The 22,376-nt window shown below is 66.5% G+C and carries 24 protein-coding genes and 1 tRNA gene; 19 read left to right on the top strand and 6 right to left on the bottom strand.

The window, feature by feature from the left end:
- The first annotated feature begins 34 nt into the window (after positions 1 to 34).
- From infB to VG556_RS08060, 7 genes are all read left to right on the top strand, one after another.
- Positions 35 to 2,680: a translation initiation factor IF-2 gene (infB, locus tag VG556_RS08030; protein WP_100450408.1), complete on the top strand. Its 2,646-nt coding sequence runs from the start codon at positions 35 to 37 to the stop codon at positions 2,678 to 2,680.
- A 132-nt stretch (positions 2,681 to 2,812) separates the two neighbouring features.
- Entirely contained in the window at positions 2,813 to 3,196 is a 384-nt protein-coding gene (rbfA, locus tag VG556_RS08035; RefSeq protein ID WP_005410447.1) for a 30S ribosome-binding factor RbfA, read from the top strand.
- A 107-nt stretch (positions 3,197 to 3,303) separates the two neighbouring features.
- Positions 3,304 to 4,212: a tRNA pseudouridine(55) synthase TruB gene (gene truB / locus VG556_RS08040; RefSeq protein ID WP_014647857.1), complete on the top strand. Its 909-nt coding sequence runs from the start codon at positions 3,304 to 3,306 to the stop codon at positions 4,210 to 4,212.
- 173 nt (positions 4,213 to 4,385) lie between these two features.
- A complete protein-coding gene (rpsO, locus tag VG556_RS08045; RefSeq protein WP_005417886.1) occupies positions 4,386 to 4,646 on the top strand; it encodes a 30S ribosomal protein S15 in 261 nt (86 codons plus the stop codon).
- A gap of 151 nt (positions 4,647 to 4,797) precedes the next feature.
- Entirely contained in the window at positions 4,798 to 6,906 is a 2,109-nt protein-coding gene (pnp, locus tag VG556_RS08050) for a polyribonucleotide nucleotidyltransferase (RefSeq protein ID WP_046431803.1), read from the top strand.
- Between the two features lie 287 nt (positions 6,907 to 7,193).
- Positions 7,194 to 8,384, top strand: coding sequence for a glycoside hydrolase family 18 protein (locus VG556_RS08055; protein ID WP_049405013.1), 1,191 nt, complete (start codon positions 7,194 to 7,196; stop codon positions 8,382 to 8,384).
- Between the two features lie 97 nt (positions 8,385 to 8,481).
- The gene (locus VG556_RS08060) at positions 8,482 to 8,886 is read left to right on the top strand and encodes a VOC family protein (RefSeq protein WP_032957457.1); all 405 of its coding nucleotides are present in this window, start codon (positions 8,482 to 8,484) and stop codon (positions 8,884 to 8,886) included.
- A gap of 24 nt (positions 8,887 to 8,910) precedes the next feature.
- On the opposite strand, the gene VG556_RS08065 is transcribed toward VG556_RS08060, so the two are convergent.
- Genes VG556_RS08065 through VG556_RS08075 form a run of 3 tightly spaced genes read right to left on the bottom strand, consistent with a single transcriptional unit; the run spans position 8,911 to position 11,040 of the window.
- On the bottom strand, positions 8,911 to 10,470 hold the full coding sequence (locus VG556_RS08065) for a PepSY-associated TM helix domain-containing protein (protein WP_032957459.1): 1,560 nt from the start codon (positions 10,468 to 10,470) through the stop codon (positions 8,911 to 8,913).
- A gap of 10 nt (positions 10,471 to 10,480) precedes the next feature.
- Positions 10,481 to 10,744, bottom strand: coding sequence for a hypothetical protein (locus tag VG556_RS08070; RefSeq protein WP_032957460.1), 264 nt, complete (start codon positions 10,742 to 10,744; stop codon positions 10,481 to 10,483).
- Complete coding sequence (locus VG556_RS08075; RefSeq protein ID WP_005410439.1) at positions 10,744 to 11,040, bottom strand: hypothetical protein; 297 nt, start codon at positions 11,038 to 11,040, stop codon at positions 10,744 to 10,746. The genes VG556_RS08070 and VG556_RS08075 overlap by 1 nt, the downstream gene beginning before the upstream one ends.
- A 429-nt stretch (positions 11,041 to 11,469) precedes the next feature.
- Here VG556_RS08075 and thrS point away from each other — a divergent pair, with 429 nt between their 5' ends.
- From thrS to VG556_RS08130, 11 genes are all read left to right on the top strand, one after another.
- Positions 11,470 to 13,371, top strand: coding sequence for a threonine--tRNA ligase (gene thrS, locus VG556_RS08080; protein ID WP_032957627.1), 1,902 nt, complete (start codon positions 11,470 to 11,472; stop codon positions 13,369 to 13,371).
- A gap of 48 nt (positions 13,372 to 13,419) precedes the next feature.
- On the top strand, positions 13,420 to 13,962 hold the full coding sequence (gene infC, locus VG556_RS08085) for a translation initiation factor IF-3 (RefSeq protein WP_079222586.1): 543 nt from the start codon (positions 13,420 to 13,422) through the stop codon (positions 13,960 to 13,962).
- A 267-nt stretch (positions 13,963 to 14,229) separates the two neighbouring features.
- Positions 14,230 to 14,427, top strand: a complete 198-nt coding sequence (rpmI, locus tag VG556_RS08090) for a 50S ribosomal protein L35 (protein ID WP_005410436.1) — start codon at positions 14,230 to 14,232, stop codon at positions 14,425 to 14,427.
- 11 nt (positions 14,428 to 14,438) lie between these two features.
- Positions 14,439 to 14,798: a 50S ribosomal protein L20 gene (gene rplT, locus VG556_RS08095; RefSeq protein ID WP_005410435.1), complete on the top strand. Its 360-nt coding sequence runs from the start codon at positions 14,439 to 14,441 to the stop codon at positions 14,796 to 14,798.
- Positions 14,799 to 14,991: 193 nt separating this feature from the next.
- A complete protein-coding gene (locus VG556_RS08100; RefSeq protein ID WP_005417865.1) occupies positions 14,992 to 15,987 on the top strand; it encodes a phenylalanine--tRNA ligase subunit alpha in 996 nt (331 codons plus the stop codon).
- Between the two features lie 87 nt (positions 15,988 to 16,074).
- Complete coding sequence (gene pheT, locus VG556_RS08105; protein ID WP_100450407.1) at positions 16,075 to 18,456, top strand: phenylalanine--tRNA ligase subunit beta; 2,382 nt, start codon at positions 16,075 to 16,077, stop codon at positions 18,454 to 18,456.
- 27 nt (positions 18,457 to 18,483) lie between these two features.
- Complete coding sequence (locus VG556_RS08110) at positions 18,484 to 18,783, top strand: integration host factor subunit alpha (protein ID WP_005410432.1); 300 nt, start codon at positions 18,484 to 18,486, stop codon at positions 18,781 to 18,783.
- Positions 18,764 to 19,120, top strand: a complete 357-nt coding sequence (locus tag VG556_RS08115) for a MerR family transcriptional regulator (RefSeq protein WP_005410431.1) — start codon at positions 18,764 to 18,766, stop codon at positions 19,118 to 19,120. The genes VG556_RS08110 and VG556_RS08115 overlap by 20 nt, the downstream gene beginning before the upstream one ends.
- Before the next feature lie 68 nt (positions 19,121 to 19,188).
- A tRNA-Pro gene (locus VG556_RS08120) sits at positions 19,189 to 19,265 on the top strand.
- A 117-nt stretch (positions 19,266 to 19,382) separates the two neighbouring features.
- Positions 19,383 to 19,583, top strand: coding sequence for a hypothetical protein (locus tag VG556_RS08125; RefSeq protein WP_014647847.1), 201 nt, complete (start codon positions 19,383 to 19,385; stop codon positions 19,581 to 19,583).
- On the top strand, positions 19,580 to 19,921 hold the full coding sequence (locus tag VG556_RS08130; RefSeq protein ID WP_049405016.1) for a low molecular weight protein tyrosine phosphatase family protein: 342 nt from the start codon (positions 19,580 to 19,582) through the stop codon (positions 19,919 to 19,921). The genes VG556_RS08125 and VG556_RS08130 overlap by 4 nt, the downstream gene beginning before the upstream one ends.
- Here the strand turns inward: VG556_RS08130 and VG556_RS08135 are convergent.
- Together VG556_RS08135 and VG556_RS08140 are read right to left on the bottom strand one after the other, a co-directional pair.
- Positions 19,900 to 20,349, bottom strand: coding sequence for a GNAT family N-acetyltransferase (locus VG556_RS08135; protein ID WP_032957620.1), 450 nt, complete (start codon positions 20,347 to 20,349; stop codon positions 19,900 to 19,902). The two genes, VG556_RS08130 and VG556_RS08135, sit on opposite strands and share 22 nt — an antisense overlap.
- 86 nt (positions 20,350 to 20,435) lie before the next feature.
- On the bottom strand, positions 20,436 to 20,951 hold the full coding sequence (locus tag VG556_RS08140; protein WP_100450364.1) for a DUF3011 domain-containing protein: 516 nt from the start codon (positions 20,949 to 20,951) through the stop codon (positions 20,436 to 20,438).
- A gap of 241 nt (positions 20,952 to 21,192) precedes the next feature.
- Here VG556_RS08140 and VG556_RS08145 point away from each other — a divergent pair, with 241 nt between their 5' ends.
- The gene (locus VG556_RS08145) at positions 21,193 to 21,588 is read left to right on the top strand and encodes a hypothetical protein (protein WP_032956187.1); all 396 of its coding nucleotides are present in this window, start codon (positions 21,193 to 21,195) and stop codon (positions 21,586 to 21,588) included.
- A gap of 12 nt (positions 21,589 to 21,600) precedes the next feature.
- On the opposite strand, the gene VG556_RS08150 is transcribed toward VG556_RS08145, so the two are convergent.
- Positions 21,601 to 22,293: an aspartate/glutamate racemase family protein gene (locus VG556_RS08150; RefSeq protein WP_032956186.1), complete on the bottom strand. Its 693-nt coding sequence runs from the start codon at positions 22,291 to 22,293 to the stop codon at positions 21,601 to 21,603.
- Positions 22,294 to 22,376 lie beyond the last annotated feature (83 nt).

A 22,376-nucleotide genomic window follows, 5' to 3' on the forward strand; every position in this document is an offset into this window, starting at 1 on the left:
TGCGGGGGGGCGCCCACAAGATCATAGGATCCGAATGTCGCAGCAAACCACCATCCGCAAGCTTGCCGAACTGGTCAACACGCCGGTCGAAAAACTGCTGGAACAGCTGGCCGGTGCCGGCATGAAGTTCAGCGGTCCCGACCAGGTCGTGACCAGCTCCGAGAAGGTGAAGCTCCTGGGCTTCCTTCGTCGTTCGCACGGCAAGCCCGAGCAGGCCCCGGAAGAGACCGATCAGTCTGCGAAGAAGATCACGCTCAACCGCCGGAAGCAGCAGGAAGTGACGGTCAATTCCGGTCGCAACAAGACGACCGTGAATGTCGAGGTGCGCCAGAAGCGTACCTACGTCAAGGATGGTGCTCGCGCCATGACCCCGGACGAAGAGCGCGCCGACATCCTGCGCAAGCTGGAAGAGTCGCGTGCCCGCAACCTTGCCGAACAGCAGGCCCTGGCCGAGAAGGATCGTCTGCGCGACGAAGCCATCGTCCGTGCCCGTGAGGAAGAGGCCGCCGCCAAGGAACGCGCCGAGGCCGAAAAGAAGGCCGCCGAGGAAGCTGCGGCTGCCGCCAAGGCGGCCGAGACGCTGGCTGCCAGCAAGCCCAAGCGTGCTCCGATCGACGAAACCGCGCCGCGCCCGCCGCGCACCCCGGCCGCAGCCCCGGCTGCGCCGCGTGGTGCACCGCCGCCGCCGCGCAACGACGACCGCAACAACCGCAGCGCGCCGCGCAACGAGCGTGGCCCGGGTGACCGTTTCGCCGGCCAGATGCACCTGTCGGCCGCCGACCGTGCGCGTCGTGGCAACAGCAACAACAGCAACACCCGGGGTCGTCCGGGCGGGCGCAACCAGGCCGGTGGCCGTCGCGACATGTCGCGCGGTGGCAACAATGCCGGCCCGCACGCCTTCGAGCGTCCGACCGCACCGGTGGTGCGTGAAGTGGCGATCGGCGACACCATCACCGTGGCCGACCTGGCGCAGAAGCTGGCGCTGAAGGGCGGCGAGGTGGTCAAGGCGCTGTTCAAGATGGGCGTGATGGCGACCATCACCCAGTCCATCGACCACGACACCGCCGCACTGGTGACCGAAGAACTCGGCCACAAGGCGATCCGTGCCAACGACAACGACGCCGAAGACGCACTGCTGGCCTCGACCGGTGAAAACCAGGGCGAAGCCACCCAGCGTCCGCCGGTGGTCACCATCATGGGCCACGTCGACCACGGCAAGACCTCGCTGCTGGATTACATCCGCCGCACCAAGGTCGCCACCGGCGAAGCGGGTGGCATCACCCAGCACATCGGCGCTTACCACGTCGATACGCCGAAGGGCGTGATCAGCTTCCTGGACACCCCGGGCCACGCCGCCTTCACCTCGATGCGTGCGCGCGGCGCCAAGCTGACCGACATCGTGGTGCTGGTCGTGGCCGCCGACGACGGTGTCATGCCGCAGACCAAGGAAGCGATCCAGCACGCCCGTTCGGCGGGTGTGCCGCTGATCGTGGCGATCAACAAGATCGACAAGTCCGACGCGGATCCGATGCGGGTCAAGAACGAACTGCTGTCCGAGCAGGTCGTGGCCGAAGACTTCGGTGGTGACACCCAGATGGTGGAGATCTCGGCCAAGACCGGCCTGGGCATCGACGACCTGCTGGACGCCATCTCGATCCAGGCCGAACTGCTGGAACTGAAGGCGGTCGATGAAGGCCGCGCCTCGGGCGTGGTGATCGAATCGTCGCTGGACAAGGGCCGCGGCCCGGTCGCGACGGTGCTGGTGCAGCAGGGCCGCCTGAAGAAGGGCGACTACCTGGTGTGCGGCATCCAGTACGGCCGCGTGCGTGCGCTGTTCGACGAAACCGGCAAGCAGCCGGAGTTCGCCGGCCCGTCCATCCCGGTGCAGGTCCTGGGCCTGTCCGGCGTGCCGGAAGCTGGTGACGACTTCGTGGTCGTCGAGGACGAGCGCCTGGCCAAGGACGTTGCCCAGCAGCGCGAGACCAAGCGCCGTGAATCGCGCCTGGTGGCCACCGCTGGCAGCCGCATGGAAGACATCATGGCGACCCTGGGCAAGGGCGAGGGCCAGCAGGTCCTCAACCTGGTCATCAAGGCCGACGTGCAGGGTTCGGTGCAGGCGCTGAGCCAGGCACTGGTCGCGCTGTCCAACGAAGACATCCGCATCAACGTGATCCACTCCGGCGTGGGTGGCATCACCGAGTCGGACGCCAACTCGGCCGCCGCTTCGAAGGCCACCGTCATCGGCTTCAACGTGCGTGCGGACGCTTCGGCCCGTCGCATCATCGAATCCAATGGTGTCGACCTGCGTTACTTCTCGATCATCTATGACGTGATCGACCAGGTGAAGCAGGTGGCCTCCGGTCTGCTGGGCGTGGAGATCCGCGAAGAGATCATCGGTATCGCCGAGGTCCGCGACGTCTTCCGCAGCTCGAAGCTGGGTGCCGTCGCCGGCTGCATGGTCATCGAGGGTGTGGTCAAGCGCAACAAGCCGATCCGCGTGCTGCGCGACAGCGTGGTGATCTTCGAGGGCGAGCTGGAATCGCTGCGTCGCTTCAAGGAGAACGTCGAGGAAGTCCGCAACGGTACCGAATGCGGTATCGCGGTGAAGGCCTACAACGACGTCAAGCCGGGTGACCAGATCGAGTGCTTCGAACGTATCGAAGTGCCGCGCACCCTGTAATGCTGCAAGGTGGCCCGGCCAACGGTCGGGCCCCACCATGTACCTGTAGCGCCCGACCGTTGGTCGGGCGACAATCGAATCAAAGGTAGTGCCCGACCGTTGGTCGGGCGACAACTGAACCAAGAGCTCCTCGTGCCCAAGACTTTCCATCGAACCGACCGTGTCTCCGCCCAGCTGCGCCGTGAACTCGGCACCCTGGTGCACAACGCCGTGCGCGAGCACGGGTTGCCCTCGGTGAGCGTGTCCGACGTGGAAATCACCCGCGACATGGCCCATGCCAAGGTGTTCGTCACCGCGCTGATGCCGGAACGTTCGGCTGAAGCCGTGGCCGGCCTGAAGGAACTGGGCTACCGCCTGCGCATGGACCTGGCCCGCGCGATGAAGCTGCGCCACGTGCCGGAGCTGCATTTCCACTACGACGACTCGGTCGACCGTGGTGAGCACATCGACAACATCCTGCGCGACCTGCCCGATACGCTGGCCGCCGAGAAGCGTCGCGAGAGCGACGAAGAATAACCGCGCGACGCCGGGCATGCCCGGCGTTGCTGCATTCCGGCTGCGCGATGTCTGATGCAGGCCGCGCTGCGGCAGCCGAGCATGGCCCGTCCCAACACTTTCCTGTCATGACCCGAATTCAGTTCCGTCGCCTGGATGGCATCCTGCTGCTCGACAAGTCGACCGGCATGAGCTCCAACGCCGCCCTGCAGGTGGCGCGCCGCCTGTTCCGCGCCGAGAAGGGGGGGCATACCGGCAGCCTCGACCCGCTGGCCACCGGCCTGCTGCCGCTGTGTTTCGGCGAGGCGACCAAGATCGCTGGCCTGCTGCTGGGTTCGGCCAAGGCCTACGACGCCGAGATCGTGCTCGGCCAGACCACCGATACCGACGATGCCGAAGGCCAGGTGCTGCTGCAGCGCCCGGTGCCGGCGATCAGTGCCCAGGCCCTGCAGGCTGCGCTGGCGCCGCTGACCGGCACCATCCGCCAGCGTGCCCCGATCTATTCGGCGCTGAAGCAGGGCGGTGAACCGCTGTATGTGAAGGCCCGCCGCGGTGACGTCATCGAAGCGCCCGAACGCGAGGTGCAGGTACACGCCATCGAGGTGCTGGAGCAGCAGCCGGAACGGCTGCGGCTGCGCGTGACCTGTGGTTCCGGCACCTATATCCGCAGCCTGGCCCGCGACCTCGGCGAACGCCTGGGCTGTGGCGCCCACATCAGCGCGCTGCGCCGGCTCTGGGTCGAGCCGTTCCGCGAGCCTGCCATGGTCACCCTGGACCAGCTGCGGGCGATGGTCGAGGCCGGTGACGAGGCTGGCATGGACGCGTTGCTGCTGCCGCTGGCGGCCGGCCTGGCTGAATACCCGAGGGTCGACCTGGACGCCGACCAGGCCCACCGGTTCTGCGTGGGCCAGCGCCAGCGCGACCTGTCCTGGCCGCGCGGCCTGGTGGCCGTGTTCGGTCCGGACGATGCCGTCCAGGGCCTGGGCCAGGTCGACGAGAGTGGCCTGCTGGCCCCGCAGCGCCGTTTCAACCTCTGACCGGGGCCTGCCGGTTCAGCCCCGGTCCTTGTCCCGGACGCCCCCGGCCGTTACAATTTCGCGGCCGTTTTCCGGCAACCTGCCTCGCGCAGGTTTCATCCTCGTAGTCCACGGCGAGCCTGGCGGTGCGCGAAGCGCGTTCCTGCCGGCCACGCATCACAGAGAAAAAAGAAATGTCGATCGACACCCAGAAGGTCATTGAAGACAACAAGCGCAGCGCGGCTGACACCGGCTCCCCGGAAGTCCAGGTTGCACTGCTGACCGCCCGCATCGAACTGCTGACCGGCCACTTCAAGACCCACAAGAAGGACCACCACAGCCGCCGCGGCCTGCTGCAGATGGTCAACCGCCGTCGCAGCCTGCTCGACTACCTGAAGAAGAAGGACGTCGAGCGCTACAAGGCCCTGATCGAGAAGCTTGGCCTGCGTCGCTAAGCAACGAATCCCCCGCGGCGCAGCGATGCGCCGCGGTTTTGTTTTGTAGTACCGCAATCCCCGATTCAGGCCGGAACGATCCGGCCACCCGCTGGCGGCAAGGGTCGCCGACGGTCCAAATTCGCAGACAGCATCCCCAAGGACACCCTCCGTGGCAAAAATCACCAAAACCTTCCAGTACGGCAAGCACACCGTCACGCTTGAGACCGGCGAAGTCGCCCGTCAGGCCAGCGGCGCCGTCATCGTCAAGATGGACGACACCGTACTGCTGGTCACCGCCGTCGCCGCCAAGAGCGCGCGCGAAGGCCAGGACTTCTTCCCGCTGACCGTCGATTATCAGGAAAAGTTCTACGCCGGCGGCCGTATCCCGGGTGGTTTCTTCAAGCGCGAAGGCCGTGCGACCGAGAAGGAAACCCTGATCTCGCGTCTGATCGACCGTCCGATCCGCCCGCTGTTCCCGGAAGACTACAAGAACGAAGTGCAGATCATCGCCACGGTGATGTCGCTGAACCCGGACGTGGACGGTGACATCCCGGCCCTGATCGGTGCTTCGGCTGCCCTGGCCCTGGCTGGCACCCCGTTCATGGGTCCGATCGGCGCGGCCAAGGTCGGTTACAAGAACGGCGAGTACATCCTGAACCCGACCGTCAGCGAACTGGCTGACTCGCAGCTGGAGCTGGTCGTCGCCGGTACCTCCAACGCCGTGCTGATGGTTGAATCCGAAGCCGCGCTGCTGTCCGAAGAAGTGATGCTGGGCGCCGTGACCTTCGGTCACCGCGAAATGCAGAAGGTCATCAACGCGATCAACGAGCTGACCGTCGAAGCCGGCACCAAGCCGTCGACCTGGGAAGCCCCGGCCAAGAACGAAGCGCTGATCTCCGCCCTGAAGGAAGCCATCGGCCCGCGCCTGGGCGAAGCCTTCCAGGTGCGTGACAAGCTGCAGCGCCGCGACGCCATCTCGGCGATCAAGAAGGACGTGTTCGAAGCCCTGGCTGGTCGCGTGGCCGCTGAAGGCTGGAACCCGGCCGAGCTGTCGAAGGAATTCGGCGAGCTGGAATACCGCACCATGCGTGACTCGGTGCTGGACACCAAGGTCCGTATCGACGGCCGTGCGCTGGACACCGTCCGCCCGATCACCGTGAAGACCGGCGTGCTGCCGCGTACCCACGGTTCCTCGCTGTTCACCCGTGGCGAAACCCAGGCCATCGTGACCATCACCCTGGGCACCGCCCGTGACGGCCAGGTCATTGACGCCGTTGCCGGTGAGTACAAGGAAAACTTCCTGTTCCACTACAACTTCCCTCCGTTCTCGGTGGGTGAGTGCGGCCGCATGATGGGCCCGAAGCGCCGCGAAATCGGCCACGGTCGCCTGGCCAAGCGCGGCGTGCTGGCTGTCATGCCGTCGCTGGAATCCTTCCCGTACACCATCCGCGTCGTCTCGGAAATCACCGAGTCGAACGGTTCCTCGTCGATGGCATCGGTCTGCGGCTCGTCGCTGGCCCTGATGGACGCCGGCGTGCCGGTGAAGGCGCCGGTGGCCGGTATCGCCATGGGCCTGGTCAAGGAAGGCGAGCGCTTCGTCGTCCTGTCCGACATCCTGGGTGACGAAGATCACCTGGGCGACATGGACTTCAAGGTGGCCGGTACCGCTGAGGGCATTTCCGCCCTGCAGATGGACATCAAGATCGAAGGCATCACCGAAGAGATCATGAAGCAGGCTCTGCAGCAGGCCAAGGCTGGTCGTCTGCACATCCTGGGCGAAATGGCCCACGGCCTGACCGCTCCGCGTGAAGAGCTGTCCGACTACGCGCCGCGCCTGCTGACCATCAAGATCCACCCGGACAAGATCCGCGAAGTGATCGGCAAGGGTGGCTCGACCATCCAGGCCATCACCAAGGAAACCGGCACCCAGATCGACATCCAGGATGACGGCACCATCGTCATCGCTTCGGTCAATGCCATCGCCGCCCAGGCCGCCAAGGCCCGCATCGAGCAGATCACCTCGGACGTCGAGCCGGGCCGCATCTACGAAGGCAAGGTCGCCAAGATCATGGACTTCGGTGCGTTCGTCACGATCCTGCCGGGCAAGGACGGTCTGGTCCACGTGTCGCAGATCTCCAGCGATCGCGTCGAGAAGGTCGGCGACGTGCTGAAGGAAGGCGATGTGGTCAAGGTCAAGGTGCTGGAAGTCGACAAGCAGGGCCGTATCCGCCTGTCGATGAAGGCCGTGGAAGAAGGCGACGCCGTCAGCGCCGAGTAATCGACCTCCGGTCGATTACGGTAGGTGTCAACCTTGGTTGACACGCTTCTGGAATCGCTGAATTGAAAAAGCGGGCTTCGGCCCGCTTTTTCTTTGCCTCGCTGTTATGAAGAACCGCGCACCCAGGTCGCTGCATGTCCTGCTGCAGTGCGTGAGCGCCGCCACGTGGCCATCGTTCTGTCACGGTTGCGCGGATCACGCCTGTCCACGGGACGACATGCCGCGACAACCGTCCCGCAGCCACATCGGTTTGCTAACGTGGCGGCGCCTTCGAACCGGGAGATCCCATGTTCCGCCAGACCGTGGCCGTCCTTGCCGTGCTGATTGCCGGTGCCGTGCCCATCGCTGCGCGCGCCGCGCCGGCGCCGCCGCCGATCTTCGGTGCCTACTACCCCGGCGGCTCGGCCGAGCGCTATCCGGTGTCGAGCATTCCCGCCGAGCGCCTGACCCATCTGTTCTATGCGTTCTCCACCATCGAGGACGGCCGCTGCGCGGTCGGCGCGGAAGCGCCGAAGAACTTCGCCGCGCTGGCCGAGCTCAAGAAGGCGCATCCGCACCTGCGCACGCTGATTTCGATCGGTGGCTGGGGTGCGGGTGGGTTCTCCGATGCAGCGTTGACCGAGGCCAGCCGCAAGCGCCTGGTGGACTCATGCATGGCACTGTTCTTCGATCACCATGCCGGCAGCTTCGATGGCGTGGATATCGACTGGGAGTTCCCGGTCAGTGGCGGGCCGAAGGAGCTGGCGCATCGCCCGCAGGATCGCGCCAACCTGACCAGGCTCGCGCAGGCGTTCCGCGTGGCACTCGACGCGCACGGGCGCAAGGTGGGGCAGCCAATGCTGCTGAGCGCCGCGCTGGCCGCCGGTCGCCTGCAGACCGATGGCCCCTATGATCCGGCGGCGAGCTACGACCTGCCGGCGCTGGCCAAGGTGTTCGATTTCATCAACCTGATGAGCTATGACATGGGCACCGGCTTCTCATCGGTGTCGACCTTCAATGCGCCCCTGCATGAAGTGCCGGCCGATCCGCTGGCGCCGGAGCTGCGGCGCTGGAACAACGTGGCCGGCGCGGTGCAGTACTACCGCGAGCACGGTGTGCCGGCCGACAAGCTGGTGCTGGGCGTGCCGTTCTATGGGCGCGGCTTCAAGGTCACCGGCGATGCGCCGGATGGCCTGTATCAGCCCTACAGCGCACCGGCCGACGCCGGCGACTGGCGGGTGATCAAGGCGCGCTATCTCGACCAGCCGGGTTGGGTGAAGCACTGGCAGCCGCAGGCGCAGAGCCCGTGGCTGTACAACGCCGTGCAGAAGATCTTCATCAGCTATGAAGACCCGCGCTCGATCGGCCTGCGTGCCCGGTTCGCCCGCGAGCAGGGCCTGGCCGGGGTGTTCATGTGGGAGCTGACCGGCGACGACGAGCAGGCCAGCCTGCTCAACGCGATGCTCGGCCCGTGGCAGAAGGCGCGCATCGGCGATTGAGTCACTGGTGGCGCCGGGCCATGCCCGGCGCCAGGCGGCAACGCCATCGGCCCGACACCGCACATTGCGACGACGCCGGCGGCGCTACGCTTTGGGCATGATCCATCTCGAACGCCTGGACCACCTGGTCCTCACCGTCGCCGACATCGAACGCAGCTGTGACTTCTACCAGCGCGTGCTCGGCATGCAGGTCGTGCGCTTCGGCGCTGGCCGTACCGCGCTGCAGTTCGGCCAGCAGAAGATCAACCTGCATCCGGCCAGCGCGCCACTGCAGCCGCATGCGCTGCGACCCACGCCGGGCAGTGCCGATCTGTGCCTGGTCACGCATACGGCAATGGTCGATGTGCTGGCGCACCTGCAGGCGCAGGCCATCGTGGTGGAGGAGGGGCCGGCCACACGTACCGGTGCGCTGGGACCGATCGAATCGGTGTACTTCCGCGACCCGGATGGCAACCTGATCGAAGTGAGTCGTTACCCGGGCGAAGAACACCCGCAGCGGTAGCGCCGGGCCATGCCGGGTGAAGGCTTAGTTGGCCCAGACGCTGTTGGGGTCGCCGTTGCGGGCGCGGCGCTGGCTGGCGACGGCCAGGCGAGCGAAGCCGAAGGCCATGGCCAGCGCGATGGCATCGACCCAGAACAGCGGCCAATGGCCACGCGCGGCGGCGCGCCACAGCCAGTCACCATTGAGTGCGCCGTGCAGGACCGGCACCAGTGCAGTGCTGAGCGCTGCGGTCCACAGCAGCTCGCGCGCCGCCTGCGCGGGTCGGCGCAGTGCAGCCCACAGCGCACAGGCTGCCCAGCTGCCGAAGCAGGCCCAGCGGATGCCGTGGTCGACCGCCGACGGTGCCAACCGCTCCAGCACCAGCGCGGTGATGAAAGCGACCGAGATCGCCACGCACAGGCCGATGCACACGCCAACCGTGGCCCGTGCCATGTTCACCCCGGCACGCGGCTGTTGCGGCTGGCGACGCTTGCGCCGCGATTCGATCCACAACAGGTTGCCGGAGTAGAACAGGAACGCACCGCCGAGGCCGAGCAGGAAGTACAGCCAGACCACCACGCCGTTGCCGAACTCGCCGAAGTGCAGGGCATAGGCGGCGCTGAGCGTGGCGTGGTTGGCATCGCGCTGGCCCGGCAGCTGGGAGGCCAGGACGTTGCCGGTGGCCACGTCCAGGGCCACCGAACCGAGCGGCCCGAGTGTGCCGGTGGATTCGCCCGTGATCTCGATCGTGGCGTTGGCATCGCCGGCGTTGGCCAGCTTCAGGTAGGCCGGCTCGAAGTTGGCCACGCCCTGTGCGCGTGCTACTTCAAGCGCGCGCGCATGCAGCAGGCGCAGGCTGCCCGGCGGTGCCGGGATGCCACTGGCGTCGCGCACCGGCGCGGTGTCCATTGCAGTCGGTACCGCCTGCAGGGCCTTGCCGTCGTAGATCAGTGGATTGAGCAGGGCCATCTGCACGAACACCAGGCAGAGCAGGGCGCCCGTGACCGCGAACATCAGGTGGAAGGGCAGGCTGAGCACGCCGATCACGTTGTGCGCGTCCTGCCACAGCTGCTTCAGGTTGCGGCCCGGCCGCAGCGCGAACAGGTCGCCGAACAGCTTCGGCAGGTGGATCACCAGGCCGCTCAGCAGCGCCATGCCATACAGCAGGCTGACGATGCCCATCACGTAGATGCCGGCCACCGGCAGTCCGAGGCTGTAATGCAGTTCGTTGACCAGTTCGGCCAGCCCGGTCTGTGGCGGCGTCGGGCTGCCGGCGATCTGGCCCGGCCAGGCATAGCGCCAGCTGCCGTCGTCGGCCTGCCAGTAGGCCAGGGGTTGCGGATGTTCGGCGCCGGGGAACGTCATGCCGACGTGGCGGCGGGCTTCCGGGTGTGCCGCCAGCACGTCTTCCAGCAGGTACTGCGCATCGTCCAGGCCCGCCGGCAACGCGGTGGCTGCACCGGGCGTCTGCCACAGCGGCAGGTCGTGGTGGAACAGGGTCAGCGCACCCGCGTAGAAGGCCACGAACAGGCCGAAGCCGGCAACCAGGCCGACCCAGGTGTGCAGGGTGGTGAACGTACGCAGGGTCTGCGAGCTGAACTTCATGGGCGGAGTCTCATTGCACCGCGCCGGTCAGGCGCAGCAGCGTCAGCACGGCGAAGCCGGCCGCAGCGCTGCCGGCCAGTGTCACCCAGGCGCGCAGCGCGCTGCGGAAGCTGAACGCCCACAGGGCAGCCAGCATCCACAGCGGGATGAACGTGATCAGGCTGGGCACCAGCGCGTTCTGCCAGGGGCCCGGCGGCAACCACGTCACCAGCCCGGTCGCGGCCGCGGCCAGCAAGAAGCCGGCCACGATGCCGGCGAAGGCGCGCGGCCACATCAGGGCGACTCCGTGCCCGGGCGATGCCAGGCGGCCAGTGCCGGCAGCAGCATCGCCGCCAGCATCCAGGTGCACAGCATCGCCACCAGGCCAGCGGCAAAGCCGAGTTCGGCCATCCACAGCCACAATGCGGCAGCCGCGGCGACCAGGCCGATCTGGCGGCCGAGGCGGCCGGCGCGGCGCAGGCGGGGCCAGCGGCAGTGCGGCGAGGCGGCATAGAAGGCCAGTGCCGAGAACATCGCTGCCAGCATGCCCAGGCTGCAGAAGCCCAGCGTGGAAAGGCCGACGGTGATCATTGCGGGCGGCCGCCATGGCAGCGGGCCAGCGAACGCGGGGCACGGGCGGGGCCGGCGGGAGCCGGTCGGAGCGGGTGGCGCATCACGAGGTCCTGGGGGGAAGCGGGCAGGCTGGCACGGGGCGGGCTGCGCGGACATGGTAATCATTGCGTTTTCACGCCGCCAGCGAGGACCATTCAGCGGACCGTACGGTAGGCCTTGGGCTTTCCGGTGTGCTGGTTTAAGATCGTCGCAGAACCCTGACTGGAACAAGGTGGCCCGCGCCCAGCGCCGGCCGAGCGTGCGACATGAGCACTACCACCGCCCACTGTTGACCTGCCCCCGAAGGCCCTGTGTTCCAGGCGCCCTCGCGGCGCTTTTTTATTGCCCGGGCAATGGCCCGGGAACGCTTTCCAGCCCGCCCAGCGGGCCCCGCACGAAGCCAATGCGATGATCAACATTACCCTTCCCGACGGCAGCCGCCGCGAGTTCGAAAACCCCGTCAGCGTCATGGACGTCGCCCAGTCGATCGGTGCCGGCCTGGCCAAGGCCACCATCGCCGGCTCGGTCGATGGCGTGCTGGTCGATGCCAGTGACGTCATCGACCACGATGCCAGCCTGCGCATCATCACCGCCAAGGACGAGGAGGGCGTGGAGATCATCCGCCACTCCTGCGCCCATCTGGTCGGCCACGCCGTCAAGCAGCTGTACCCGGACGTGAAGATGGTGATCGGCCCGGTGATCGCCGAGGGCTTCTACTACGACATCTATTCCGAGCGCCCGTTCACCCCGGACGACATGGCCGCGATCGAGAAGCGCATGGGTGAGCTGATCGCCCAGGATTACGACGTCATCAAGAAGATGACGCCGCGCGCCGAAGTGATCGAGATCTTCAAGGCCCGTGGCGAGGACTACAAGCTGCGCCTGATCGAGGACATGTCCGACGACATCCAGGCGATGGGCATGTACTACCACCAGGAATACGTGGACATGTGCCGCGGCCCGCACGTGCCGAACACGCGCTTCCTGAAGGCCTTCAAGCTGACCCGCATCTCCGGCGCCTACTGGCGCGGCGATGCGCAGAACGAACAGCTGCAGCGCATCTACGGCACCGCCTGGGCCGACAAGAAGCAGCTCGAGGCGTACATCAAGCGCATCGAGGAAGCCGAGATGCGCGACCACCGCCGCATCGGCAAGCAGCAGGACCTGTTCCACCTGCAGGAAGAGGCGCCGGGCCTGGTGTTCTGGCACCCGAAGGGCTGGGCGTTGTGGCAGGTGGTCGAGCAGTACATGCGCAAGGTCTACCGCAGCAGCGGCTACGGCGAAGTGCGCTGCCCGCAGATCCTGGACGTGAGCCTGTGGAAGAAGTCCGGCCACTGGGACAACTACCAGGACAACATGTTCTTCACCGAGTCGGAGAAGCGCACCTACGCGGTCAAGCCGATGAACTGCCCGGGCCACATCCAGGTGTTCAACCAGGGCCTGCACAGCTACCGCGACCTGCCGATCCGCTACGGTGAGTTCGGTTCCTGCCACCGCAACGAGCCGTCCGGCGCGCTGCACGGCATCCTGCGCGTGCGTGGTTTCACCCAGGACGACGGCCACGTGTTCTGCACCGAGAGCCAGATCGAATCGGAAGTGACCGCGTTCCACCAGCAGGCGCTGGCGGTCTACCAGCACTTCGGCTTCGACGAGATCCAGATCAAGATCGCGCTGCGTCCGGAATCGCGCCTGGGCGACGACGCGACCTGGGACAAGGCCGAGGGCGCACTGCGTTCGGCGCTGTCCGCCTGTGGCGTGGAATGGCAGGAGCTGCCGGGCGAGGGCGCCTTCTACGGCCCGAAGATCGAGTACCACCTGAAGGACGCCATCGGCCGTACCTGGCAGCTGGGCACCATGCAGGTCGACTTCATGATGCCGGGCCGCCTGGGCGCCGAGTACGTGGATGAGAACAGCCAGAAGAAGCATCCGGTCATGCTGCACCGCGCCATCGTCGGCTCGATGGAGCGCTTCCTGGGCATCCTGATCGAGCACCATGCCGGCCAGTTCCCGGCCTGGCTGGCGCCGACCCAGGTGGTGGTGGCCAACATCACCGACGCCCAGGCCGACTACGTCTCGGGCGTGACCAAAACCCTTGCGGAGCAAGGCTTCCGCGTCAGCTCGGATTTGCGTAACGAGAAGATCGGCTATAAAATCCGCGAGCATACGTTGCAGCGCGTGCCCTACCTGCTGGTCATTGGTGACCGCGAGAAGGAAAATGGGGCTGTGGCGGTGCGTACGCGTTCTGGCGAAGACCTGGGCAGCATGAGCCTGCAGGCCTTCATCGAGCGGCTCCAGGCCGAGGGCGCGTAAGCAAAGGTCCGGTCCGGGGGCACAGGCACCCGGACCGGTTCGATACCCTTGGGAGAACGTAATATCAGCACCCCTGACAACAAACAGAACCGCAAGAATCAGGAAATCCGTGTGCCGCGCGTCCGCGTGATCGGCAGTGACGGAGAAATGATCGGCGTGTTGTCGCGCGACGAAGCGCTGTCCATGGCCGAAGATGAAGGCCTGGACCTGGTCGAAATCCAGCCGCAGGCCGATCCGCCGGTCTGCAAGATCATGGACTTCGGCAAGTTCAAGTTCGAAGCGCAGAAGAAGGCCAGCGAGGCCAAGAAGAAGACCAAGCAGGTCGAGATCAAGGAAGTGAAGTTCCGTCCGGTCACGGACGAGGGCGACTACCAGATCAAGCTGCGCAAGATGCGCGGGTTCCTTGAAGAAGGCGACAAGATCAAGGTCAACATCCGTTTCCGTGGCCGTGAAATGAGCCACCAGGAACTGGGTCGCGAAATGGCCAACCGGATCGAGACCGATCTGGGCGAGGACATCGTCATTGAATCCCGTCCGCGCCTGGAAGGGCGTCAGATGGTCATGATGATCGCGCCGAAGAAGAAGACCTGAGGCCTGACGGGCCGCCTTCCGGGGCGCCTGGCTGAATGGTTCAGGGTAAGGGGACGCCACTGGCGTCCCTTTGCTTTTGCAGGATGCCGGTGAAATGCCGGCGCAAGGGGGGGCTGGGGCTGGTGGCAGGGCGGTTTTGCCTGTATCATGCCCGGCTCGACCCACCCAGGACGGGTCGTACGCCGATCATGGCAGGACGGAAAGAGCGGCCCAGGCCGCCGCCAGATCAGTCAGAAACCAGGGTCAAATCCCATCAAGGACATTGCAATGCCCAAGATCAAGACCAACCGGGCAGCGGCCAAGCGTTTCCGCAAGACCGCCTCGGGCAAGTACAAGTGCGGCCACGCCAACCGTAGCCACATCCTCACGAAGAAAGCGACCAAGCGTAAGCGTAATCTGCGTCAGACGGGCCATGTCCGTGCAGAAGACGCAGGCCGTCTGGACCGCATGCTCCCTTACCTCTGAGGAACTGAAAAATGGCACGAGTTAAGCGTGGCGTACAGGCGCGTCGCCGCCACAAGAAGATTCTGGATCTCGCCAAGGGCTATTACAACGCCCGCCGCAAGGTCTTCCGCGTCGCCAAGCAGGCGGTCATCAAGGCACAGCAGTACGCCTACATCGGCCGTAAGCAGAAGAAGCGCAACTTCCGTTCGCTGTGGATCACCCGTATCAATGCGGCTGCCCGCATCAACGGCCTGAGCTACAGCCGCTTCATGAACGGTCTGCTGAAGGCCGGCATCACCCTGGACCGCAAGGTCCTGGCTGACATCGCCGTGCACGACGCAGCCGGTTTTGCTGCGCTGGCCGAAAAGGCCAAGGGCGCGCTGGCGGCATAAGTCCTTCCCGATGCCGTAACCGTTCATCCGGAACGGTGTCAGGTCAAGGCAATGCATGGGGAAGGGCGCAAGTCCTTCCCCATTCTTTTTTGGGTCCCGGCGAGGCCATGGCGGCAGCGCGGGGACGGCGGTGGCGACAGGGGTCGGCCCTTCGCGCATCGCGATGGCAGATCGACTGGAGTTCCGGCCCCCCATGAGCGACATCCAATCCCTCACCACCCAGGCGCTGGCCGATGTGGCCGCCGCACAGAGCCCCGACGTGCTGGAACAGCTGCGCGTGGCCCTGCTTGGCAAGAGTGGCAGCATCACCTCGCAGCTCAAGCAGCTCGGCGCCCTGCCGGCCGACGAGCGCAAGGCCGCCGGTGAAGCGATCAACCAGGCCCGCGACGCGCTGACCCGCGCGCTCGGCGAGCGCAAGGCGCTGCTGGAGGACGCGGCACTGGATGCACGCCTGGCCGCCGAAGCCATCGACATCACCCTGCCGGGTCGCAACGGCGACCGCGCCGGCCTGCATCCGATCACCCGCACCCTGGAGCGCATCACCGGCATCTTCGGCCGGCTGGGCTACGAGCTGTCGGAAGGGCCGGAGATCGAGGACGACTGGCACAACTTCGAGGCGCTGAACTTCCCGCCGCACCATCCGGCGCGCGCCATGCACGACACCTTCTACTTCGGCGACGGCCGCCTGCTGCGCACGCACACCTCCGGCGTGCAGGTGCGCTACATGGGTGACCACGCGCCGCCGCTGCGCATGATCGCCGCCGGCAAGGTGTACCGCAGCGACAGCGACCAGACCCATTCGCCGATGTTCCATCAGGTGGAAGGCCTGCTGGTGGACGAGCATTCGACCTTCGCCGACCTGAAGGGCACGCTGGCGGAGTTCGTGCGCGCCTTCTTCGAGCGCGATTTCGAAATGCGCTTCCGCCCCAGCTATTTCCCGTTCGTTGAGCCGGGCGCGGAAGTGGACATCGCCTGGCAGCAGCCCGATGGCAGCACCCGCTGGCTGGAAGTGCTGGGCTGCGGCATGGTCCATCCGAACGTGCTGCGCAACGTCGGCATCGATCCGGAGCGCTACACCGGCTTCGCCTTCGGCATGGGCGTGGAGCGCTTTGCAATGCTGCGCTACGGCGTCAACGACCTGCGTGCGTTCTTCGAGAACGATGTGCGGTTCCTGAAACAGTTCGCGTAAGCCGCAACCGTGTAGGGCCGAGCCATGCTCGGCTGCTCCCAAATTCGCAGGCCCAGGCGCATGCGCCGGGCCCACCAGGATGACACCATGAAATTCTCCGAAAACTGGCTGCGCAGCCACGTCCCGACCAGCGCTTCGCGCGATGAACTGAGTGCAGTGCTGACCGCCATCGGCCTGGAAGTGGAAGACGTGACCGCGCTGGGCGAAGGCCTCGACCACGTGGTCGTGGCACGCATCGTCGATGCGGTGCGCCATCCGGAAGCAGATCGCCTGCAGGTGTGCAGGGTTGATGCCGGGCAGGGCGAACTGCTGCAGATCGTGTGCGGCGCCCCGAACGCGCGCCCGGGCCTGGTCGCGCCGCTGGCGATGGTCGGTGCGCAGATCGGCGAGCTGAAGATCAAGCCGGCCAAGCTGCGTGGCGTCGAGTCCAACGGCATGCTGTGCTCGGCCAAGGAACTGGGCCTGGACAACGATGCTTCCGGCCTGCTGGAACTGCCCGACGACGCACCGGTCGGCCAGACCCTGGTCGCGTACCTGGGCCTGCCGGATGCCAGCATCGAGATCAAGCTGACCCCGAACCGCGCCGACTGCTTCAGCCTGCGCGGCATCGCCTACGACGTCGCCGCCGCCACCCGCAGTGAAGTGCTGGACTTCGCTGCCGACGCCATTCCGGCAGTCGGCAGCCGTGAGCTGGGCATCCAGCTCGACGCCGGCGCCGAAGCGCCGCGTTACCTGGGCCGTGTCATCGAAGGCGTCAATGCTGCCGCCAGGACCCCGTTGTGGATGGCCGAGCGCCTGCGCCGCAGTGGCGTGCGTCCGGTCTCGCTGCTGGTCGACATCACCCAGTATGTGATGCTGGAGCTGGGCCAGCCGATGCACGCCTACGACCTGGGCACCCTGCAGGGCAGCATCGCCGTGCGGCGTTCGCGCGCGGGCGAGACGCTGAAGCTGCTGGACGGCCGCGATGCTGCGCTGGACGACAGCTTCCTGGTGGTCACCGACGCTGACCGCGCGGTCGGCCTGGCCGGCCTGATGGGCGGCTTCGACACCCGCGTCACCGACGCGACCACCGCCGTGTTCCTGGAAGCCGCGCACTTCGCGCCGGCCGCGATCATGGGTCGTGGCCGCAAGCTTGGCCTGCACACCGATGCCGGTCATCGCTTCGAGCGCGGCGTCGATCCGGCGCTGCCGCGCACCGCGATCGAGTACGCCACCCGCCTGGTGCTGGACCTGGCCGGCGGTACCCCGGCACCGGTCACCGAGGCCGTGCGTGAAGCCGATCTGCCGCACCCGGCGACCATCGTGCTGCGCCGCGCCCGCATCACCCGCGTGCTCGGCATCACCATCGACGATGCGGAAGTCGAGCGCATCCTGCGCGCGCTGGGCATGGACGTGGTCGCCGCCGCCGACGGCTGGCAGGTGGTCGCGCCGAGCCGCCGCTTCGACATCGCCATCGAAGAAGACCTGATCGAAGAGCTGGCCCGCATCCACGGTTACGAGCAGATCCCGACCACGCTGCCGGGCGGTGCCTCGCGCGTGGCGATGCCGAGCGAGACCCAGCTGGACGCGCTGAGCGTGCGCCGCCAGCTGATCGCCCGTGACCAGCAGGAAACCGTCAATTTCGCCTTCGTCGACGACGCGCTGCTGACCCAGTGGCAGCTGCGCGACGGCCTGGTGCCGCTGGCCAACCCGCTGTCGGCCGAACTGGCGGTGATGCGCCCGTCGCTGCTGCCGGGCCTGGTCGCCACGTTGGGCCGCAACGCCGCCCGCCAGTTGGGCCGCGTGCGTCTGTTCGAGCTCGGCCGCGTGTTCGCCCAGCAGGCCGGAGACGGCCAGCCGGCACCGCTGGAAACCCCGCGCGTGGCCGCTGCGGTCTGCGGTGAGGCGCAGGCGGTGCAGTGGGGCCTGCCGACCCGCAAGGTCGACTTCCATGACCTGAAGGGCGACCTGGAATCGCTGGCGGCCGCCAGTGGCGCGCAACTGGAGTTCCGCCCGTCCGTCCGCGCCTACGGCCACCCGGCGCGTTCGGCCGAGGTGTTCCGCGATGGCGTGGCGATCGGCTGGATCGGCCAGATCCACCCGCGCCTGACCCGGGCGATGGATATCGAAGCCGACGTCTACGCCTTCGAGCTGGACCTGGAGCCGCTGACCGCCCGCCGACTGCCGCGCGCCGGCGAACTGTCGCGCTTCCCGGCGGTGCGTCGCGACCTGGCATTCCTGGTGCCTGAACAGGTGGCCTGGGCCGATCTGGCGGCCACCGTCCGCCAGGCCGCCGGCCCGCTGCTGCGCGACCTGAACCTGTTCGACCGTTACGTCGGCCAGGGCGTCGAGCCGGGATTCAAGAGTCTCGCTATGGGCTTGATTTTGCAGGACAAGTCGCGCACTCTGACGGACCGCGACGTGGATGCGGTGGTGGCCGAGGCGGTCACTGCCATCGAGCGTGAACACCACGCCCGGATCCGCGGCTGAGCGGGCAGCACTCGGGGGTAGCAGGCAATGGCATTGACCAAGGCGGAGATGGCGGAAAAGCTGTTCGACGAAGTCGGTCTGAACAAGCGGGAAGCCAAGGAATTCGTCGACGCGTTTTTCGATGTGCTGCGTGAAGCATTGGAACAGGGACGTCAGGTGAAGCTGTCGGGCTTCGGCAATTTCGATCTGCGGCGCAAGAACCAGCGCCCGGGTCGCAACCCCAAGACCGGCGAGGAAATTCCGATTTCCGCCCGTACGGTGGTCACCTTCCGTCCGGGCCAGAAGCTCAAGGAGAGGGTGGAAGCTTATGCTGGATCCGGGCAGTAACCGCGAACTACCGCCGATCCCGGCCAAGCGCTACTTCACCATCGGTGAAGTCAGCGAGCTGTGCGACGTCAAGCCGCATGTCCTGCGCTACTGGGAAACCGAGTTTCCCAGCCTTGAGCCGGCCAAGCGCCGAGGCAACCGCCGCTACTACCAGCGCCACGACGTGCTGATGGTGCGGCAGATCCGCAGCCTGCTGTACGAACAGGGCTACACGATCGGTGGTGCACGCCTGCGTCTGGACGGCCCCGATGCCCGCGAGGAATCGGCGCTGAGCAACCAGATCATCAAGCAGGTGCGCATGGAGCTGGAAGAAGTGCTGCAGTTGCTGCGCCGCTGATCCCATTTCCATCGTAATCCGCTATACTTCACGGCCCGCCGCAGTGGCGGGCACATCGCAGCATCAGTCGGGGCGTAGCGCAGCCTGGTAGCGCATCTGCCTGGGGGGCAGAGGGTCGTCGGTTCGAATCCGGCCGTCCCGACCACTGTGATGAATCAAGAAGCCCGCGCAGCGATGCGTGGGCTTTTTTGTGCGTGCGGTGTATGCTGCGCGCCACTCGTACTACCGCGGCTGCTGAACCCGGTACTCACGAGAACACATCATGGATTCTGCAAGAAACCGTGCCTGGCGTCGCAGCCAGGCTCGCAACCGTGGTGGCGACCGCGCCACGACCGCCTACAGCTACAAGCCCGAGAAGAACTGGAAGCTGCTGTATACGCGCGATGCCAAGCTCGCGCGCGCACGCCAGCTGGGCTTCACCTATCCGGTCCTCAGCGCCCGCCAACTGCAGGAACAGGAATGATCAACCTGCTGTTCGTCTGCAGCCGCAACCAGCTGCGCAGCCCGACCGCCGAAGCCATGTGGCGACGGCGACCCGGCTTCGCTGCGCTGTCGGCCGGCACCAGCCCGCATGCACGACGCCTCATCGGCCCGGCGGATATCCGCTGGGCCGATGTCATTTTCGTGATGGAGGCCAAGCACCAGCATCGCCTGCAGGCCGCGTATGCGCGCCTGCTGGAATACAAGCGCCTGCATTGCCTGGATATCCCCGACGACTATCGCTGCATGGATCCGCTGTTGATGGACCTGCTGGACGCCAAGGTGGCCACGTATCTCGATCAGCTGCCGGCAAAGCGGTAGAGCAGCTCCGGATCGCCTTCGTCCAATCCGTGCACGATGCCGCTGTCGATGAAACCCGAAGCGGCGAGCAGGCGTTGCATGCCGGTATTGGAAGCATTGGTCGAAGTGAACAGCCTGCCGTGGCCGTGCAGCGCGATGGCATGGCGCAGCAGGGCGGCGCCGACGCCCTGGCTGCGTTGTTCGCGCGCCACCATCAGCATCTCGACGAAGGCTTCGCCGAAGAAGTGATGGTGGATGACCAGGTAACCGGCCAGCTGACCGGCCCATTCGGCCACGTGCATGCCACCACGGGCCTGCCAGTCGCTGATCTGCCGTGCGCGTTGCGGATCGTGGACCGCAACGCTGTCGAGCGCGATCAACGCGGAAACGTCGGCGGGCATTGCCTCGCGGATGTGCAACATCGTCGAGGAGGGATCGGGCGGCACCATCGAAGGCTCCTGGGCTGGGTGCGCCCAGTCTATCGATCGCGTCGGCCGTGTCTGCGCATCCGCCACAGCCAGCGTGTGGTCGGCAGTCAATACACACGGAACTCGGCACGGCAGCCGTCGCTGACCCACACGCCGCGGCGGTCCCAGCCCCAGTTGCGATCCTCGACGCACGGTGTCACCGACTTCTGCTTGACCAGGCGTACCTCGTGGCGCACACGGATGCGGCATTCCTTGTCCTTCTGCTCGTAGGACTCGCAGACCAGGCGCTCGCCATCGTCATCGCGGTCACGGTCCCGGCCGCGCCCCGGCCAGCGGCCGCGTCCCTGTCCGTCGGCCACGAACTCGGCGCGACAGCCGTCGGTGACCCAGAGCATGCGGCGGCTCTGGCCCCAGTTCTGGTCCTCTACGCAGCGGGTGACCGACAGCTGCCTGGCCAGGCGCATGCGGCCTTCGATTGGGCACTGCTGGGTCTTGTTGAACTGCGATTCGCAGCGCAGCGGCGCAATGGGATCGCTGTCGTAATCCTGGGCGGCCACCGTGGTGGCGGCCAGCAGCAGGGCCATGGTGGGGAGGGCAATCGGCAGCAACAGGCGATGGGTCATGGGGGGCCTCGGCAGGGGAACGGGCCGCAAGAATGGACCAGCCCGGGGCCATCGGAACGGATCGTTCCGGCGTTGGCTCAGTGGGGATTTAGTAGTGTGCACCGGCCCATGCAGAGCCTTACATCCCTTATCATCGCGGCACATCCGATCGCATCGGCTTACACCTTCTTACATCTCTCCCACGCTTGCCGGCCCAGCCTGTGGCTGCCGTCACTGGCGTGCAGCCGGCGTGTGGAGGAGGATGCGCGGACCACGACGACCACAGGGGGTTGCGTTGATCAGCAGTACCGTCATTCATCGCTCGGCTGGCGCAGAGGCCGGGCAGGTGCGTGTCCTGGACACCACGTTCAAGGGCAAGCATGTGTTCATTGCGTGGGGCCTGCGCGGGCCGGAACTGGCCCGCAGCGCGGACCCGCCCGCCACCGTGGCTGCGCGCAAGGCGCTGCATGCCGTGGCCGGCCACAGCGAGGGACCGCGCAGCCCGGAGGTATTCATCGCCAACCAGTCGGCAGTGGCGATTACCGTCTATCGGCTGCTGACCGAGGCGCGTTCGGGCGATGCCATCTTCTTCCTGTGTGATTCGCAGGCCGTGGTCGACTGGTTGATCACCGCACTGGAAGTGCAGGGCGAAGACTGACAGCGCGCAGGGTCAGGCCAGTGCCGCATCCACCGCCGCCAGGGCGTGCAGGGTGGTGGTGTCGAACAGCGGCACCGGGCTGTCCTCGGCGCGGACCAGCAACATGATTTCGGTACAGCCGAGGATGATCGCTTCGGCGCCGCGTGCAACCAGGCGCGCGATCACGCCGGCGTACGCCTGCCGCGAATGCTCGCTGACCACGCCGCAGATCAGCTCCTGGTAGATGATGTCGTGCACGCTGCGGCGATCATCGGCCTCCGGAACCAGTACCTCCAGCCCGAAGCGGTCCTGCAGCCGGTCGCGGTAGAACGCCTGCTCCATGGTGAAGGCGGTGCCGAGCAGTCCCACCTTGCGGATGCCGGCCTGCAGGATCGCCGCGGCGGTCGGGTCCGCGATATGCAGCAGGGGCAGCGGGCATCCGGCTTCGATCCGGCCGGCCAGCGTGTGCATGGTGTTGGTGCAGATCACCAGCAGCTCGGCGCCACCGGCCTGCAGCCGCCGTGCAGCATCGAGCATGTGGTTGCCCAGCAGATCCCATTGGCCGTCGTGCTGCAGCTGCTTGATGCCGGCGAAATCCACCGACCACAGCAGCAGTTGCGCCGAATGCGCGCCACCGAGGCGATGCCGCACCGCCTCGTTGATGAGCCGGTAGTACTGCGCCGAGCTTTCCCAGCTCATGCCGCCGATCAGGCCAAGGGTCTTCATGCACTGCTCCAAGCCAGAGACTGCCATTGCAGCACAGATGGCAGTGGCGCTGCCGTGCACGGGCGCCGGCATCTGTAACCGTC

The sequence above is a fragment of the Stenotrophomonas sp. CASM106 genome (assembly GCF_049384825.1).
Taxonomy (GTDB): Bacteria; Pseudomonadota; Gammaproteobacteria; order Xanthomonadales; family Xanthomonadaceae; genus Stenotrophomonas; species Stenotrophomonas muris.

Excerpts from the sequence above, each read along its gene's own strand:
- VG556_RS08140 (WP_100450364.1), bottom strand. The coding sequence starts at position 20,951 with ATGACCCATCGCCTGTTGCTGCCGATTGCCCTCCCCACCATGGCCCTG.
- rpsO (WP_005417886.1), top strand. The coding sequence starts at position 4,386 with ATGTCGATCGACACCCAGAAGGTCATTGAAGACAACAAGCGCAGCGCG.
- VG556_RS08130 (WP_049405016.1), top strand. The coding sequence starts at position 19,580 with ATGATCAACCTGCTGTTCGTCTGCAGCCGCAACCAGCTGCGCAGCCCG.
- VG556_RS08055 (WP_049405013.1), top strand. The coding sequence starts at position 7,194 with ATGTTCCGCCAGACCGTGGCCGTCCTTGCCGTGCTGATTGCCGGTGCC.
- thrS (WP_032957627.1), top strand. The coding sequence starts at position 11,470 with ATGATCAACATTACCCTTCCCGACGGCAGCCGCCGCGAGTTCGAAAAC.
- VG556_RS08070 (WP_032957460.1), bottom strand. The coding sequence starts at position 10,744 with ATGTGGCCGCGCGCCTTCGCCGGCATCGTGGCCGGCTTCTTGCTGGCC.
- VG556_RS08125 (WP_014647847.1), top strand. The coding sequence starts at position 19,383 with ATGGATTCTGCAAGAAACCGTGCCTGGCGTCGCAGCCAGGCTCGCAAC.
- VG556_RS08065 (WP_032957459.1), bottom strand. The coding sequence starts at position 10,470 with ATGAAGTTCAGCTCGCAGACCCTGCGTACGTTCACCACCCTGCACACC.
- truB (WP_014647857.1), top strand. The coding sequence starts at position 3,304 with ATGACCCGAATTCAGTTCCGTCGCCTGGATGGCATCCTGCTGCTCGAC.
- pheT (WP_100450407.1), top strand. The coding sequence starts at position 16,075 with ATGAAATTCTCCGAAAACTGGCTGCGCAGCCACGTCCCGACCAGCGCT.
- VG556_RS08145 (WP_032956187.1), top strand. The coding sequence starts at position 21,193 with ATGCGCGGACCACGACGACCACAGGGGGTTGCGTTGATCAGCAGTACC.
- VG556_RS08150 (WP_032956186.1), bottom strand. The coding sequence starts at position 22,293 with ATGAAGACCCTTGGCCTGATCGGCGGCATGAGCTGGGAAAGCTCGGCG.
- VG556_RS08060 (WP_032957457.1), top strand. The coding sequence starts at position 8,482 with ATGATCCATCTCGAACGCCTGGACCACCTGGTCCTCACCGTCGCCGAC.
- VG556_RS08110 (WP_005410432.1), top strand. The coding sequence starts at position 18,484 with ATGGCATTGACCAAGGCGGAGATGGCGGAAAAGCTGTTCGACGAAGTC.
- VG556_RS08075 (WP_005410439.1), bottom strand. The coding sequence starts at position 11,040 with ATGATCACCGTCGGCCTTTCCACGCTGGGCTTCTGCAGCCTGGGCATG.
- rplT (WP_005410435.1), top strand. The coding sequence starts at position 14,439 with ATGGCACGAGTTAAGCGTGGCGTACAGGCGCGTCGCCGCCACAAGAAG.
- VG556_RS08135 (WP_032957620.1), bottom strand. The coding sequence starts at position 20,349 with ATGGTGCCGCCCGATCCCTCCTCGACGATGTTGCACATCCGCGAGGCA.
- infB (WP_100450408.1), top strand. The coding sequence starts at position 35 with ATGTCGCAGCAAACCACCATCCGCAAGCTTGCCGAACTGGTCAACACG.
- rpmI (WP_005410436.1), top strand. The coding sequence starts at position 14,230 with ATGCCCAAGATCAAGACCAACCGGGCAGCGGCCAAGCGTTTCCGCAAG.
- VG556_RS08100 (WP_005417865.1), top strand. The coding sequence starts at position 14,992 with ATGAGCGACATCCAATCCCTCACCACCCAGGCGCTGGCCGATGTGGCC.
- VG556_RS08115 (WP_005410431.1), top strand. The coding sequence starts at position 18,764 with ATGCTGGATCCGGGCAGTAACCGCGAACTACCGCCGATCCCGGCCAAG.